This window comes from Aromatoleum sp., assembly GCF_035254505.1.
GTDB lineage: Bacteria > Pseudomonadota > Gammaproteobacteria > Burkholderiales > Rhodocyclaceae > Aromatoleum.
The window spans coordinates 43,380-58,134 of sequence record NZ_DATFAO010000078.1 but is presented as its reverse complement, the minus strand read 5'-3'; the positions used below and the strand labels follow the sequence as shown (position 1 = coordinate 58,134).

13 protein-coding genes and 1 other RNA gene are annotated in these 14,755 nt (G+C 65.6%); 2 read left to right on the top strand and 12 right to left on the bottom strand.

All coding sequences use genetic code 11. The features are described from left to right. Positions 1-14: 14 nt before the first annotated feature. Entirely contained in the window at positions 15-494 is a 480-nt protein-coding gene (locus VJ673_RS15360) for an Lrp/AsnC ligand binding domain-containing protein (RefSeq protein WP_324127006.1), read from the top strand. 284 nt (positions 495-778) lie between these two features. Here the strand turns inward: VJ673_RS15360 and VJ673_RS15355 are convergent, their stop codons facing one another. After that, the gene (locus VJ673_RS15355; protein ID WP_324127005.1) at positions 779-1,786 is read right to left on the bottom strand and encodes a class 1 fructose-bisphosphatase; all 1,008 of its coding nucleotides are present in this window, start codon (positions 1,784-1,786) and stop codon (positions 779-781) included. Between the two features lie 202 nt (positions 1,787-1,988). Here VJ673_RS15355 and VJ673_RS15350 point away from each other — a divergent pair, with 202 nt between their 5' ends. Beyond that, the gene (locus VJ673_RS15350; protein ID WP_324127004.1) at positions 1,989-3,254 is read left to right on the top strand and encodes a D-amino acid dehydrogenase; all 1,266 of its coding nucleotides are present in this window, start codon (positions 1,989-1,991) and stop codon (positions 3,252-3,254) included. A gap of 86 nt (positions 3,255-3,340) precedes the next feature. Here the strand turns inward: VJ673_RS15350 and VJ673_RS15345 are convergent, their stop codons facing one another. The 11 genes from VJ673_RS15345 to VJ673_RS15295 all read right to left on the bottom strand — a co-directional run bounded on the left by VJ673_RS15345 (position 3,341) and on the right by VJ673_RS15295 (position 14,562). Next, positions 3,341-3,802 (bottom strand): ClpXP protease specificity-enhancing factor, encoded by a 462-nt coding sequence (locus VJ673_RS15345; RefSeq protein WP_324127003.1) that lies wholly within the window; start codon positions 3,800-3,802, stop codon positions 3,341-3,343. Positions 3,803-3,848: 46 nt separating this feature from the next. Then, positions 3,849-4,448 carry a glutathione S-transferase N-terminal domain-containing protein gene (locus VJ673_RS15340; RefSeq protein WP_324127002.1) on the bottom strand — a complete coding sequence of 200 codons (600 nt, stop codon included), beginning with the start codon at positions 4,446-4,448 and terminating at the stop codon, positions 3,849-3,851. Between the two features lie 94 nt (positions 4,449-4,542). Then, the gene (locus VJ673_RS15335) at positions 4,543-5,295 is read right to left on the bottom strand and encodes a cytochrome c1 (protein WP_324127001.1); all 753 of its coding nucleotides are present in this window, start codon (positions 5,293-5,295) and stop codon (positions 4,543-4,545) included. Next, a complete protein-coding gene (locus tag VJ673_RS15330; RefSeq protein WP_324127000.1) occupies positions 5,292-6,560 on the bottom strand; it encodes a cytochrome b in 1,269 nt (422 codons plus the stop codon). Before VJ673_RS15330 ends, VJ673_RS15335 begins: the two co-directional genes overlap by 4 nt. 3 nt (positions 6,561-6,563) lie before the next feature. Continuing rightward, positions 6,564-7,157, bottom strand: a complete 594-nt coding sequence (gene petA, locus VJ673_RS15325; protein ID WP_324126999.1) for a ubiquinol-cytochrome c reductase iron-sulfur subunit — start codon at positions 7,155-7,157, stop codon at positions 6,564-6,566. A 186-nt stretch (positions 7,158-7,343) separates the two neighbouring features. After that, on the bottom strand, positions 7,344-7,940 hold the full coding sequence (recR, locus tag VJ673_RS15320) for a recombination mediator RecR (RefSeq protein ID WP_324126998.1): 597 nt from the start codon (positions 7,938-7,940) through the stop codon (positions 7,344-7,346). A gap of 4 nt (positions 7,941-7,944) precedes the next feature. After that, on the bottom strand, positions 7,945-8,268 hold the full coding sequence (locus tag VJ673_RS15315; RefSeq protein ID WP_324126997.1) for a YbaB/EbfC family nucleoid-associated protein: 324 nt from the start codon (positions 8,266-8,268) through the stop codon (positions 7,945-7,947). A gap of 27 nt (positions 8,269-8,295) precedes the next feature. Then, entirely contained in the window at positions 8,296-10,296 is a 2,001-nt protein-coding gene (gene dnaX, locus VJ673_RS15310) for a DNA polymerase III subunit gamma/tau (protein WP_324126996.1), read from the bottom strand. Between the two features lie 71 nt (positions 10,297-10,367). Beyond that, positions 10,368-12,605, bottom strand: coding sequence for a patatin-like phospholipase family protein (locus VJ673_RS15305; protein WP_324126995.1), 2,238 nt, complete (start codon positions 12,603-12,605; stop codon positions 10,368-10,370). A gap of 99 nt (positions 12,606-12,704) precedes the next feature. Continuing rightward, an RNA gene (gene ffs / locus VJ673_RS15300) (signal recognition particle sRNA small type) lies at positions 12,705-12,803 on the bottom strand. Positions 12,804-12,873: 70 nt separating this feature from the next. Further along, positions 12,874-14,562, bottom strand: coding sequence for an AMP-binding protein (locus VJ673_RS15295; protein ID WP_324126993.1), 1,689 nt, complete (start codon positions 14,560-14,562; stop codon positions 12,874-12,876). Between the last annotated feature and the right edge of the window lie 193 nt (positions 14,563-14,755).

Below are 14,755 nucleotides of genomic sequence, written 5' to 3'. Positions count from 1 at the left end.
GCCAGCCGACGATCATGGATCGCATCGATCTCAAAATTCTCGCCGAACTCCAGAACAACGCCCGGATCTCCTTCGTCGAGCTCGCGCGGCGGGTCGGCCTCAGCAAGACGCCCTGCGCCGAACGTGTGCGGCGTCTCGAAGACAGCGGCGTGATCCGCGGCTACTACGCGGACCTGGATCCGGTGGCCATGGACAGTGGACACGTGGTGATCGTGCAAGTGCTATTGAGCGGGACGACCGCGCAGGAGCTGCGCCTGTTCAACGAAGCCGTGCAGCGGATTCCCGAAATCCAGACCTGCCAGATGATCGCAGGCGATTTCGACTACCTGCTGACGGTACGCACCCGCGACATCCACACCTACCGCAGCGTGCTCGGCGAAAAGATCTCCGAGCTGCCGTGCGTCAAGCAGACGCACACCTACGTGGTGATGGAAGTGGTGAAAGACAAAAAGACGATCGACGTGCCCCCGAACGAAGCACGCCGGCCGGCCTGAGCGCTCGACCGGCGGTGCGCGGAGAATTGAAGCCGCAGTCCGTGCTTCCGTGAACCACTTCGCGGCCCGACACCTCTTGCCGGGCAGGCGGTCGCGGCCTTCGGCTTCCCGCTGCGAAACGGGCTGCGGGGGCGGCGACGCAAACTCGCCGGCTTCGCCGGCTCAAACATGCGTCGCCTTGATTCCCCCGCAGCCCATTTCGCATCGGCGCTCACGGACAGCCCGACAAGAGGTATCGGGCCGCTCCGCTCACTGACTGTCGGGATGCTGCCTCTTGGAAGGGATCAGCCCTCGAGGTGGTACTTCGTAACGCGTTCCACTTCCGCCGCCGACCCCAGGACCACCGGCACGCGCTGATGCAGCTTGCTCGGCTGAACATCCATGATCCGCTCGCGCCCGGTCGTCGCCGCACCGCCCGCCTGCTCGACGATCATCGCCATCGGATTCGCCTCGTACATCAGGCGCAGCTTGCCGCCCTTGTCGCGGCACTTCTCATCCAGCGGATACATGAAGATGCCGCCGCGAGTCAGGATGCGATGCACGTCGGCGACCATCGATGCCACCCAGCGCATATTGAAGTCCTTGCCGCGCGGCCCGGTCTTGCCCGCCTGCAGCTCGGTCACGTAACGCTGCACTGGCGGCTCCCAGAAGCGCGCATTCGACGCATTGATCGCGAACTCTTGCGTCTCCGGCGGCACCGTCATGAACGGATGCGTATAGACGAAGCTGCCCATCTCGCGATCCAGTGTGAAGCCATGCACCCCGTTGCCGACCGTCAGGATCAACAAGGTCGAGGGCCCGTACAGCGCGTAACCCGCTGCCACCTGATCGCGCCCCGGCTGCAGGAAATCCTGCTCCGTCGGATCGCCCCCATCCTTGCGCGCCGGATTGCGTAGCACCGAGAAGATCGTCCCGACCGAGATGTTCACATCGATGTTCGAAGATCCATCGAGCGGATCGAACAGCAGCAGATAGCCGCCCTTCGGATAATCGAAGGGAATCTGGTGCACCTCTTCGACCTCCTCCGACGCCATCGCCGCCAGGTGGCCGCCCCACTCGTTCGCCTGTAGCAGGATCTCGTTCGCGATCACGTCGAGCTTCTTCTGCGCTTCGCCCTGCACGTTGTCCGTGCCCGCTTCGCCCAATACGCCGGCCAGCGCTCCCTTCGACACATTGACGCTGATCGCCTTGACCGCTCGGGCCACCACCTCGATCAGCAGACGCAGTTCGGGCGTAGTGCGGCCCGCGCGCTGCTGTTCGATCAGAAACTGGGTTAGCGTGACGCGACGCATGAATAAACTCCTTGTTGGTCCGGCGGAGCGGACATCCGATTGTTCCACAGCTCAAGGGGCGGATTATCCCGCGGAAGACGGCCGAGCGCATCAACATCCGCAAACAGTTGCAGCCCCGCTCGCGGACCGGGGCGGTTATGATCAACACCTGCGGGCGAGGCGGCGACAGCCTCGCGGCACCCTCCACAACCCGATTGCACCTATGCATGTCATGGTTCTCGGCGCCGGCATCACCGGCGTCACCACGGCCTGGTTCCTCGCCAAGGCCGGATTCGAAGTCAGCGTCATCGAACGCCAACCCGAGGCGGCGCTCGAAACAAGCCACGCAAACGGCGGCCAGATCTCGATCAGCCATCCCGAACCCTGGGCCAACCCCTCGGCGCCGATGACCGCGCTGCGCTGGCTCGGCCGCGAAGACGCGCCGCTGCTGTTCCGGCTGCACGCGGATCGGGCCCAATGGGCCTGGGCGCTCGCCTTCCTTCACGAATGCCTGCCCAAACGAACGCAGCACAACACCGAAGCCATCGCCCGCCTTGCCGTCTTCAGCGCCGCGCAACTGCGCGCGCTGCGCGCCGAAACCGGCATCGCCTACGATCACCTCGAACGCGGCATCCTGCACCTCTTCTTCTCGCCCAAGGAATTCGCCCACAACACCGCAAAGGCTCCCCAGCTCGAAGCACTCGGCATCCGCGCGCAAGTCTGCTCGACCGACGAATGCCTCGCCATCGAGCCTGCGCTCGCCCACCTGCGTGACCAGCTTGCCGGCGGACTCTATGCGCCGGACGATGAATCGGGCGACGCCTGCCGCTTCACCCAGTCGCTCGCCGCGCGGGCGGCCGAGCTCGGCGTACGCTTCCACTACGAGACCACGATCACCCACATCGCACACCGCCACGACGCGATCGATGGCATCGACGTGCGCGACCGCGACGGACGCACGGGAATGCTCCAGGCGGATCAATACGTCGTCTGCCTCGGCAGCTACGGGCGAAAACTCGTCGCGCCCTTCGGCGAACACTTGCCTATCTACCCGGTGAAAGGCTACTCGATCACCGTCCCGGTGCTCGATCCGAGCCTCACCCCCTCGGTCAGCCTCACCGACGAGTCCCGCCGCATCGTCTGCTCGCGCCTCGGCGATCGCCTGCGCATCGCCGGAACGGCCGAACTCAACGGCTTCGACACGACGATCAACGCCGCGCGCTGCCAAGCCATCCTCGACTGGCTCGAATCGCGCTTTCCCGGTGCCACCGACATTGCCGCGGCCCAGCGCTGGACCGGCCTGCGCCCGGCGACGCCGTCGAATGTCCCGCTCATCGGCCGGGGCGGCCTGTCCAAGCTCTGGTACAACACCGGCCACGGCACGCTCGGGTGGACACTCGCCTGCGGCTCGGCCAGCGCGCTCACCGCGCTCATGTCGGGCGGGGCGTCGCCGGTGCCGGATTTCCCCTTCCTTCCCGCCCGCCGCTGATATCCGGTCGGCAGAAGAAAAACGGGCCGCATCGGAGAGCGTTACGACGCTCCGATGCGGCCCGCAGCATGCTGCCCGCAGAACGCTTACTTGATGACCTTCAGGTGGCCGCGACCGAAGCCAGGGCGGCTTCCCGGGGGCGATGAATCCGGACCTTCGTCGCTGGATTCCGCACCTTCCGACTCGCCGTCGGCCGTGACTTCGTCCGCCTCGAGCTCGGCCTGCTCCTCTGCCGCGGACTCGATCTCGAACGCCATGCCGTGGCCGTTTTCCCGCGCGTACACCGCCAGCACGTTCGCGATCGGCAGCGACAGCGCATGCGCGACGCCGCCGAAACGCGCCTGGAAAGTAATCAGCTCGTTGCCCATCACCAGGTGGTTGGTCGCGTCGGGCGACAGATTCAGGACGATCTGGCCGTCACGGGCATAGCCCGGCGGCACGACGGTGCGCTCGTCGACTTGCACCGCGACATAGGGCGTGAAGCCCTGGTCGAGGCACCAGTCAAAGATCGCGCGCACCAGATAGGGTTTTGTGGATACCTTGCTCATCGGGAACCATCGCTTGGCCGCGCCCGTCGCCGGGCGCAGCTCCGCATCAGCGGCGCATGACCTTTTCGGAGGGGGTCAGGGCGTCGATGAAGCCCTGACGGCTGAAAATACGTTCCGCGTACTTCATCAGGTTCGCGGCGGCCTTCGGCAGCTCGATGCCGTAATGCTCGAGGCGCCACAGCAGCGGTGCAATCGCCACGTCGAGCATCGAGAAGTCGTCGCCGAGCATGAACTTCTGCTTGGTGAAGATCGGCGCAAGTTGCACCAGTTGGTCACGGACGTGGGCACGGCTCTTGTCGACGACGCCCTTCTGGTTCTTCTCGAGCACTTCGATGTGCGAGAACAGCTCGTGCTCGAAGGTATGCAGCAACTGGCGGGCGCGCGCACGCATGATCGGGTCGGGCGGCATCAGCTGCGGGTGCGGGAAGCGCTCGTCGATGTACTCGTTGATGATGTTCGACTCGTACAGCACGAGGTCGCGATCGACCAGCACCGGCACGCGGTTGTACGGATTGATGACGGCGATGTCTTCGGGCTTGTTGTAGAGATCGACGTCGATCACCTCGAAGTCCATTCCCTTTTCGTAAAGCACGATCCGGCAGCGATGACTGAACGGATCGGTCGTGCCGGAATATAGATTCATCATGGTCTTGCAGCTCCCGATACAAAAGCAAAGCGCACCACGCGGTGCTCGCGTGGTGCGTCAGAGGTCAAAGCAGCGAATTAGTTCGCGCCGACGCTCAGTGGATGTCCTTCCAGTAGTTCTTCTTCAGCGCGAAGGTCAGACCGAAGAGACCCGCCAGGAAGATCAGCACGATCACGCCGACCGACTTGCGCTTCTCGGCAACCGGCTCGCCCATCCAGACGAGGAAGGAGACGAGGTCGGCGACGGTCTTGTCGTACTCCTGCACCGACAGCTTGCCCGGCTTGGCCAGTTCGAGCTCGATCGACTTCGCGCCTTCGTGCTCGGTGATCTTGGCGACCTGCTCACCCTGCAGTTCCCACAGGATGTGCGGCATGCCGACGTTCGGGAACACTTTGTTGTTCCAGCCGGTCGGGCGGGCCGGGTCGCGGTAGAACTCGCGCAGATAGGTGTAGAGCCAATCGGCGCCGCTGCCGAACTCGGAGGCGCGCTGACGGGCGATCAGGGTCAGGTCAGGCGGAGTGGCGCCGAACCAGGCCTTCTGATCCTTCGGGTTGGCCGAGATCTTCATCAGGTCGCCGACACGCTCGCCCGTGAACATCAGGTTGTCACGGATTTCCTGCTCGGACAGCCCGATCTGGGTCAGCGTGTTGTAGCGCATGAAGCTTGCGCTGTGGCAGTTCATGCAGTAGTTGATGAAGGTCTTGGCTCCGGCCTGCAGCGCGGCCGGATCCTTGCTCACCGGCGCCTTGTCGAGGTGCAGCTCGGTACCCGAAGCGAGCGCAAGGGCCGGCACAAACAACGCAGCTGCGGCCAGACGCTTGAGAGACTTGATCACGCTAATACTCATTTGAAGTTCACCCTTTCCGGTTCGGGTTTGCACTTGTCCATTTTGCTGTACCACGGCATCAGCAGGAAGAAGCCGAAGTAGATCACCGAGCAGATCTGCGCGACGAGCGTACGGCCGGGGGTCGGCGGCAGCACGCCGAGGTAGCCGAGCGTGAAGAAGGCGACCAGGAACACCGCGAGGATGCCCTTGAACAGACCGCCCTTGTAGCGGATCGACTTGACCGGGCTGCGGTCGAGCCACGGCAGGAACGCGATCACGACCACCGCGGCGCCCATGCCGACGACGCCCCAGAACTTGGCGTCGATGCCGAACAGCGGGTAGGTGATGGCGCGCAGCACCGAGTAGAACGGGGTGAAGTACCACACCGGAGCGATGTGCGGCGGGGTCTTCAGCGGGTCCGCCGGGATGAAGTTGTTGTACTCGAGGAAGTAGCCGCCGCCTTCCGGGGCGAAGAACACGATCGCCGAGAAGAAGATCAGGAAGCCGACCACGCCAACGATGTCCTTCACCGTGTAGTACGGGTGGAAGGGGATGCCGTCGAGCGGGATGCCGTTGGCGTCCTTCTTCTTCTTGATCTCGACACCGTCCGGGTTGTTCGAGCCGACTTCATGCAGCGCGACGATGTGCGCGAGCACCAGGCCGATCAGCACCAGCGGCACGGCGATGACGTGGAAGGAGAAGAAGCGGTTGAGCGTCGCGTCCGACACGACGAAGTCACCGCGAATCACCAGCGACAGGTCCGGACCGATGACCGGGATCGCCGAGAACAGGTTGACGATGACCTGCGCGCCCCAGAACGACATCTGACCCCACGGCAGCAGGTAGCCCATGAAGGCTTCGGCCATCAGCGCGAGGAAGATCAGGGTGCCGAAGATCCAGATCAGTTCGCGCGGCTTGCGGTAGGAACCGTAGAGCAGACCGCGGAACATGTGCAGATAGACGACGATGAAGAAGGCCGACGCGCCGGTCGAGTGCAGGTAGCGGATGAGCCAGCCGCCCGGGACTTCGCGCATGATGTACTCGACGCTGGCGAAGGCGACCGGGATCCCCGAGGCGTTGAGCGAAGCGTCCGGCTTGTAGTGCATGACCAGGAAGATGCCGGTCACGATCTGGAGCACCAGCACGAGCAGTGCCAGCGAGCCGAAGAAGTACCAGAAGTTGAAGTTCTTGGGCGCATAGTACTCGGACAGATGCGCCTTCCAGGTCGACGTCAGCGGGAACCGCTCATCGACCCAGTTCAGCAGTTGTTCAGATTTCGTAGTCATCGCTTAGGCCTTTGAGTCGTCACCGATGAGGATCGTGGTTGCCGTGAGGTACTTGTGCGGCGGCACCTGGAGGTTGTCCGGCGCCGGCATGCTCTTGTAGACGCGACCGGCGAGGTCGAAGCGGGAGCCGTGACAGGGGCACAGGAAACCGCCGTGCCAGTCTTCGCCCATGCCGCTTTCAGCGCCCATCTTGAACTTCTCGCTCGGCGAGCAGCCCAGGTGGGTGCAGATGCCGACGGCGATGAGATATTCGGGGTTGATCGAGCGGGCTTTGTTCTTCGCGTACTCGGGCTGCATGTCCTTGTTGGACTCCGGGTCGCTGACGGCGGCCTCGGTCTGGTCGAGCGTCGCAAGCATCTCGGGGGTGCGGCGGAGAATCCACACCGGCTTGCCTCGCCATTCAACCGTCATCATCTCGCCCGGTGCCAGCTTGCTGATATCCGCCTCGACCGGCGCTCCAGCAGCTTTTGCACGCTCGGACGGCGTCAGACTGGCAACAAACGGCACTGCCGTCGCTACCGCAGCCACGCCCCCGGCGGCCGACGTCGCGACAAGCAGTTGCCGGCGGCCACTGTCCATCTTCTGATCCACGCTCATGAGCCTCATCCCTGAAAAAGAAACCCGTTTCCGGATACAAAAAAACCGCGGAAGTCTAGCAAAAAACCCGCAACATAAAAAGGCCGGGATCATTAAACGCCCTTAATTCAGGGCTTTGGCGCGCAGGGGATATCAGCCGAAAGCGATATTCGGCGTCATTTTTTGCGCAGCGCAACAGCGTGATTGTTACAAGGCTCGACGCTCCACGAGCGCCTGGGCGATGGTCCCGGCGTCGGTGTGCTCGAGCTCGCCGCCGACGGGCACGCCGCGCGACAGGCGGCTGACCTTGATGCCCCGGGCGGCGAGCGCCTCGGCGATCACATGGGCGGTGGCTTCGCCCTCGTTGGTAAAGTTGGTCGCGAGGATCACTTCACGCACGGCGCTATCGGCGGCACGCGCGAGCAGCTTGTCGAGGCGCAATTCGCGCGGACCGATGCCATCGAGCGGCGACAGACGCCCCATCAGGACGTAGTAGAGGCCGTTGTAGGCGTGCGTCTGCTCGACCATCGCCAGGTCGGCAGGCATTTCGACGACGCACAGCAAGGACGGATCGCGTTGAGGGTTGGCGCAGCGCTGGCAGATGGGGTCTTCGGTGAAGGCATTGCAGCGCTCGCAGTGGCGCAGCACGTCGAGCGCGTGACGCAGCACCAGCGCGAGGCGTTGTGCCCCGCGCTGGTCGCGCTGCAATAGGTGGTAGGCCATCCGCTGGGCGGACTTGGGTCCGACTCCGGGCAGCACACGCAAGGCCTCGATCAGTTCGTCGAGGCTGGAAGGAGAAGACATCGGATCAGAACGGCAGCTTCATTCCGGGCGGCAGGTTGAGACCAGAGGTGAAGCCGGCCATCTTTTCCTGGGTCGTGGTCTCGACGCGGCGCACGGCGTCGTTCACGGCCGCCGCCACGAGGTCCTCGAGCATTTCCTTGTCGTCCATCACGGACGGGTCGATGCTGACGCGACGAACGTCGTATTTGCAAGTCATCAGCACCTTGACCATGCCGGCGCCCGATTGCCCTTCGACTTCGATGTCGGCAAGCTGGTCCTGCATCTTCTTCATGTTTTCCTGCATCTGCTGGGCCTGCTTCATCAGGCCAGCGATTCCGCCCTTCATCATGTTCGGATCTCCGAAAAAAGTATTGGCTTAGAGAGGTTTGACCGACGCTTCCACGAGGGTTGCATCGAATCGTTCAATCAGTTCGCGCACGAAGGGGTCGCGTTCGAGTGCGGCGACTGCCTCGGCATGACGCACGCGGCGCTCGGCTTCGTCGCGCTGAGCCGGGGTCTCCCCGGCGATCGCGCCGATCTGCACACGCAGCTTCAAGGGCTGCCCGCAATGGGCGACGAGCTGATCCTGCAAGCGGTCGACGAGGCCGGGATTCATGCTCAGCAGGTGACGGTGCGCCTCGGAAAGGCGCAGCTCGAGCACGCCGTCGACGAAGCCCAACCACTCGCAGTGCTGGGAGAACTCGCGCACCATGCCGCCCAGCCCCAATGCACGCAAGGTGTCGTGCCACTGTCCGGCTGCGAGGCTTGCGAAGGCGTCGGAAGTCGTCGCTCCAGCAGGAGCGATCCCTTCGCTCGCGGTCGGCTCCATCGGGGCTTCGGGAGCGTTCACGGGAGCATGCTGCGCGGCCGGCTCGATGATCCGTGCGACCGGGGCGAGGGCTTGGGCCGCCACAGACACCCGAGCAGCGGTCATCGGAGCATCCGCCGCCGGGGCGGCGGTCGGCGTGGCGGCCGCAGTGGGTCGTGACGACGCGGCCGCGGCGTGGCCGAACTGGGCCTCGGGCGGCAGGTCCTCCCAAGGCGGAATCGACGAGGCGGGGTCGCTACGCGTCTCGCCGCGTTCGAGCGGAGGCGCTGACGCGACAGGCGCAGGCGACACGACTTCCGCCCGAAGCGGCGCCGATGCCGGCTCGTTCCGAGTCTGGGCGGGCGCCGCCGGAGCAACGGGCGACGGCGCGGGACGTTGCGCAACGGGGGCCGGACGAACGGGCGCCGCAGCACGGACTGCGCCCCCGCCACTGCCAGCCGCGGTGGGACTGCCCAGCGCCGGCGGCTGCTCTGGCCGGAAGGCGTGCAGACGCAGTAGCGTCATCGTGAAGCCGGCGTATTCGTCCGGTGCCAGGGGCAGTTCGTCGCGGCCGTGGATCGCGATCTGGTACGCGAGCTGCAGGAACTCCGGGTCGAAGGCTTCGGTGTAGGGGGCGAGGCGCTGACGTTCGGCATCATCGCCGATCGCTGCGGGCGCGAACTGCGCGAGGGCGACGCGGTTGATGAGCGACGCAAGGGCCTGCAGCGCGGCGTCGAATGAGAGGCTGCGCGTTTCCATGCGGTCGGCGACCGCGAGCAAGGCGGTGACGTCGCCGGCGGTGAGCGCGTCGAGCACGGCATACAGGTGGTCGTCGCCGACCGTGCCGAGCATGTGCGTGACCTGTTCTTCCTCGACCTTGCCGGAACCGTGGGCGATGGCCTGATCGAGCAGGGAGAGCGCGTCGCGCATCGAGCCGCTCGCAGCCTTCGCGAGGTGGCGCAGCGCCGTCGGCTCGAACGGAATGTCTTCAGCCTGGAGGATGCGCGACAGGTGATCGACGATGTGGCCCGGCGGCATCTGCTTGAGGTTGAACTGCAGGCAGCGCGAGAGCACCGTGACCGGGATCTTCTGGGGATCGGTCGTCGCGAGAATGAACTTGACGTGCTCGGGCGGCTCTTCGAGGGTCTTCAGCATCGCGTTGAAGGCATGCCCGGTGAGCATATGCACTTCGTCGATCATGTAGACCTTGTAGCGTCCCTGCACCGGCGCGTAGACGGCCTTGTCGAGGAGTGCCGCCATGTCTTCGACGCCGCGGTTCGAGGCCGCGTCCATCTCGACGTAGTCGGGGAAGCGGTCGGCGTCGATGGCGGTGCAGGCGGCGCACCTGCCGCAGGGTTCGGCGGTAACGCCGGTCTCGCAGTTGAGCGCCTTGGCGAGGATGCGCGAGATGGTCGTCTTGCCGACGCCTCGGGTGCCGGTGAAGAGCCAGGCGTGATGCAGACGGCCCGTCGCGAGCGCGTGACTGAGCGCCCGTACGACGTGCTCTTGACCGACCAGCGTGGCAAAGCTGCGGGGCCGCCACTTGCGCGCGAGAACCTGATAACTCATGGCGCGAATTCTAACAGAGCGCCCTCCGCTGCCCGGATGAATTCGTCACCGTCGCTCACGGCGACCGGTCGCTATTGCGGTTGGCCGATCTGCAGGTAGTAGCGCATCTCGCCCAGTTCGGGAAGGTAGCTGGCGCCCAGATACAAGGGGCCGAGCACGGTGTCGGCGCCGAGGAAGAGCGACATCGCGCGGCGCCGCCCCGGGTCGGGCGTCAAGGCGGCGCCGTAGTTGCGCACGTCGGCCCACTCGGCGGTCGCGCCGGCGTAGACGCCGCGTCCGACGGAATCCGGCAGGCGGGTGATCAGGCGGTAGTAGGAAGCGGTGGCGAGGGCAACCTGGTCGCCGGCGACTTCGCCGTAGCGGTAGCCGGACAGCCGGAAAGGTCCGCCGAGCTGGGTGCGGCCGACTTCGGGCAGGTCGCGGTCGGGACTGCCGGTGAAGAGACCGCGCAGGCGCAGGACGTTGGCGCCGAGCGACATCGCCGCGTCGCCATCGAGCTCGGTGAAGAGATAGTGGTGGTCGTCGCCGAGCGATGGGTCATGCACTTCGCCGCGCAGGCGGGCGGCGTAGCCGTGACGCGGGAAGAAGGGGCTATCGAGGCGATCGATGACGGCGCCGAGCTGCATCGAACCGTCGGCGACGGTCCGCTCGGGGTAGAGCACCGGCCCGGAGACGACTTCGGACTTGCGCTCGCCGCGCCGCAAGCCCGCGCGCAGTTCGCCCCACATGCCCATCTCGTAGCCGAGGTCGAGCCCCAGCACGCCGCCCCGCTCCTTGTTCTCGGAGAGCTTGCGGCCATCGACGAAGATCGGCAGCACGCGATTGAAGAGCTCGACGGACGGCGCGACGAACCATCCGCTGTCGAGATCGAGCGGCTGGTAGAGCTCGGAACGGATGCGATTGGTCGTGCCGAGCTGCATGTCGACGTCCCACCGCGCCCCGCGTGTGTTGAGCCAGCGGCGCGAGAAGCCGGCATACACGCCAAGCGTCGAATCTCCCTCGAAGTCGGCCGTGACACCGCCGCCGAAGCGCAGCAGGTTCGGTCCGGACGCCTTTTCGTCGGCTTCGAGCTGCACAGTCGCGCGCGGGCCGTCCCGCAGCACGCTGTAGCGCAGACGGTCGAAATCGCCGCGGGAGTAGATCTGGCCGATGTCGGTTTCGAGCTTGGCCGTATCGAGCGGCTCGCCGGTCTTCTGCGACAGCGTCGCACCGAAGAGGCGCTCGGGTACGACCTTGAGCCCCTGGATCGCGATCGAGTCGACGACGGGTGCCGGCTGATTGCGCCGCTGCTGGCGCTGCGCCTGCCATTTAGCATAGGTTTCGGCGTCGACGGAAAAACGCGCGAGCGATGCGCTTTGTTTCAGCGCAGCGATCGTGCCGTAGGGGACAGTTTCGAGGGCGCGGTCGAAGTCGCGCGAGGTGATGTCGCCGAGCTCGACCTGGACCAGGGCGTCGTCCGGCCCGAGATGCTCGATCTGCTGCCGGACGTTTTGTTCGAGCGCGAGGTTGATGGCCTGCAGCACGATGTCGGTGGCGGTCAGCAGGCGGTCACGCAATTGCGGCGGCGTGCCGAGGTTCACGGCGATGACGCGCCCGCCGCAGAGCCGGCGGCCCTCGTCGACAGGCAGGTTCATCACGAGGCCGCCATCGACGAGCAGACGGTCGTTGTTCTCGATCGGCAGGAAGACGCCCGGCACGGCCATGCTCGCGCGCATCGCCCGCCATAGCGGCCCCTTGTCGAGGAGGACTTCGGCGCCGGATTCGAGGTCGGTTGCGACCGCGCGAAAGGGCAGAGACAGCGTGTCGAAGCTCGGCAGCACGTCCGCACCGCCGGCGAGACGCGTGAGAAAGCGGTCCATCGCCTGGCCGGAAATCGCGCTCTGCGGCAGCAGCAGCCGGCCGTCGCCGTACCCCATGACGATGGCGGAGCGGTTGCGGGCGGCGTCCTGCTTGTCGCGGAAAGGCTGGTCCTCGCGCGGCACGTTGTTCGAGAACATGCTGCCCCAATCGACCGCGTTGATTTCGCGCACCATGTCGGGCAGCGACATCCCCGAGGCGTAGGCGCCGCCGACGATGGCGCCCATTGAGGTGCCTACGATGCAATCGACCGGAATGCGCATGTCTTCGAGGACCTTGAGCACCCCGACGTGGGCGACGCCGCGTGCGCCGCCGCCAGAGAGCACGAGCGCGACGCCCTGCGGACGCTCGGGCGCCTGGGCGAAGGCCGCGGTAGCAAGCAGGGACAGCAGCAGGAAGCAGGCGCGCAGTTTCACGAGGATCGGCGACGGAGGCGACGGGATGGCGCCCAAGATACCGTATCGACCGTATGGCGTGCGTAACGCAAAGCTGCAAGGCGGCACAAAATGAAACGGGCGCCCCGTTTCCGAGGCGCCCGTTCGATGTTCGAGGGTGGCGAGCCTGACCCCCGGCACTTGCAGGACGCGGCTGTGGCTGCTGCCTTCCGGCCCTGACCAAGTTCACCACTCTGCAATGCGGGGAGACCCGCCACGGCCGGCATTGTATCAGCTTATCCGGCCGCTGCACGCTCCGCGTGATGCGGTGCGCAATTCCTTACGATCAGCCCTTCAGCTCGGGGAAGTCTTCCTCGAAGAACTCCAGCGCACCGCGCGCCGCGCCGTCCTTGCCCTCTTCGCTCTTCCTCAGCTCGACGCGGCGGATCTTGCCGGAGATGGTCTTCGGCAGGTCCGAGAATTCGAGGCGGCGGATGCGCTTGTACGGGGCGAGCTTGTCGCGCGTGAAGGCGAAGATGTCCTTCGCGAGTTCCTTCGACGGCTCGAAGCCGGCGGCGAGGATCACGTAGGCCTTCGGGACCGCGAGGCGCACGGGATCGGGGCTCGGCACGACGGCCGCTTCGGCGACGGCCGGGTGTTCGATCAGCACGGACTCAAGCTCGAAGGGGCTGATGCGGTAGTCGGAGGCCTTGAAGACGTCGTCGGCGCGGCCGACGTAGGTGACGTAGCCTTCCTCGTCGATGCTCGCGACGTCGCCGGTGCGATAGTGGCCGTCACGCATGGCTTCGGCGGTCTTGGCTTCGTCGCCGGCGTAGCCGAGCATCAGGCCGACCGGGCGCTTCGCGAGGACGAGGCTGATCTCGCCCTCTTCCACCGGCTTGCTGTCGGCATCGAGCAGCGCGATCGTGTAGCCAGGCAGCGGGCGGCCCATCGACCCGGGCTTGAGCTTCTGGCCCGGCGTGTTGCCGATCTGCGCGGTGGTCTCGGTCTGGCCGAAGCCGTCGCGGATCGTGATGCCCCAGGCCTTCTTCACCTGCTCGATGACTTCGGGGTTGAGCGGCTCGCCCGCGCCGATGAGTTCGCGCAGCTTGGTCTTCACGGACGCGAGGTCCTGCTGGATCAGCATGCGCCAGACGGTCGGGGGCGCGCACATGGTCGTGATCTCGTACTTGACGAGCACGTCGAGCAGCGCCTTGGCGTTGAAGCGGTTGTAGTTGTACAGGAAGACGCAGGCGCCGGCGTTCCACGGGGCGAAAAAGCAGCTCCAGGCGTGCTTGGCCCAGCCCGGGGAGCTGATGTTCATGTGGCGGTCGCCCGGCTGCAGGCCGATCCAGTACATCGTCGACAGGTGGCCGACGGGGTAGGACTGGTGGCTGTGCTGGACGAGCTTGGGCTTGGAGGTCGTGCCGGAGGTGAAGTAGAGCAGCAGCGGGTCGGTGACCTTGGTGACGCCCGACGGAGTGAATTCGGGCGAGGCCTGGTAGGCGTCCTCGAAGGAGAGCCAGCCGGCGGTCGCGCCGCCGACGCTGACGCGCGTGTAGGCACCGGCGAGGTCGGCGAACTTGTCGGTGTGGGCCTTGCCGATCACGACGTGTTTGACCTGGCCGCGCTCGAGCCGGTCGAGAAGGTCGTCCGGGGTCAGCAACGTGGTCGCGGGAATCACGACGGCGCCGAGCTTGATCGCGGCGAGCATCGTTTCCCACAGCGGGACTTCGTTGCCGAGCATGATCAGGATGCGGTCGCCGCGCGACACGCCCTGGTCGCGCAGCCAGTTCGCGACGCGGTTCGAGCGGGCGGACATTTCGGCGAACGAAAGCTTCGACTCGCGGCCGTCTTCCTCGACGATCCACAGCGCGGGCTTGTCGTTGCCGCGGGCCATGCTGTCGAAGTAGTCGAGCGCCCAGTTGAATTCGGTGAGCTGGGGCCATTGGAACCCGGCGTACGCGGTGGCGTAGTCGGTGCGGTTGGCCAGCAGGAAGTCGCGTGCTTTCAGAAACTCGGCAACTGCAGTCATTTCCTCTCCTTTCCCAGAAGGGGCGCGGCCGACGGCGTCCGCCGCGCCAGGTTTGCCCCCGCTCGCCGGCCATGCCCGGCGCTGCCGGGGAGGTCGTGCTGCGGGTGACTTTGATTTGAAGCAGGCTCCCTTGGAAGAGCGCCAGACCGTATTGTGACGTTGACGTAAACGTCACGCAACCATGCATCATGCT

Bases quoted from the DNA above. Each gene is read 5' to 3' on its own strand.
- VJ673_RS15360 (WP_324127006.1), top strand. From the start codon at position 15: ATGGATCGCATCGATCTCAAAATTCTCGCCGAACTCCAGAACAACGCC.
- VJ673_RS15355 (WP_324127005.1), bottom strand. From the start codon at position 1,786: ATGCGTCGCGTCACGCTAACCCAGTTTCTGATCGAACAGCAGCGCGCG.
- VJ673_RS15350 (WP_324127004.1), top strand. From the start codon at position 1,989: ATGCATGTCATGGTTCTCGGCGCCGGCATCACCGGCGTCACCACGGCC.
- VJ673_RS15345 (WP_324127003.1), bottom strand. From the start codon at position 3,802: ATGAGCAAGGTATCCACAAAACCCTATCTGGTGCGCGCGATCTTTGAC.
- VJ673_RS15340 (WP_324127002.1), bottom strand. From the start codon at position 4,448: ATGATGAATCTATATTCCGGCACGACCGATCCGTTCAGTCATCGCTGC.
- VJ673_RS15335 (WP_324127001.1), bottom strand. From the start codon at position 5,295: ATGAGTATTAGCGTGATCAAGTCTCTCAAGCGTCTGGCCGCAGCTGCG.
- VJ673_RS15330 (WP_324127000.1), bottom strand. From the start codon at position 6,560: ATGACTACGAAATCTGAACAACTGCTGAACTGGGTCGATGAGCGGTTC.
- petA (WP_324126999.1), bottom strand. From the start codon at position 7,157: ATGAGCGTGGATCAGAAGATGGACAGTGGCCGCCGGCAACTGCTTGTC.
- recR (WP_324126998.1), bottom strand. From the start codon at position 7,940: ATGTCTTCTCCTTCCAGCCTCGACGAACTGATCGAGGCCTTGCGTGTG.
- VJ673_RS15315 (WP_324126997.1), bottom strand. From the start codon at position 8,268: ATGATGAAGGGCGGAATCGCTGGCCTGATGAAGCAGGCCCAGCAGATG.
- dnaX (WP_324126996.1), bottom strand. From the start codon at position 10,296: ATGAGTTATCAGGTTCTCGCGCGCAAGTGGCGGCCCCGCAGCTTTGCC.
- VJ673_RS15295 (WP_324126993.1), bottom strand. From the start codon at position 14,562: ATGACTGCAGTTGCCGAGTTTCTGAAAGCACGCGACTTCCTGCTGGCC.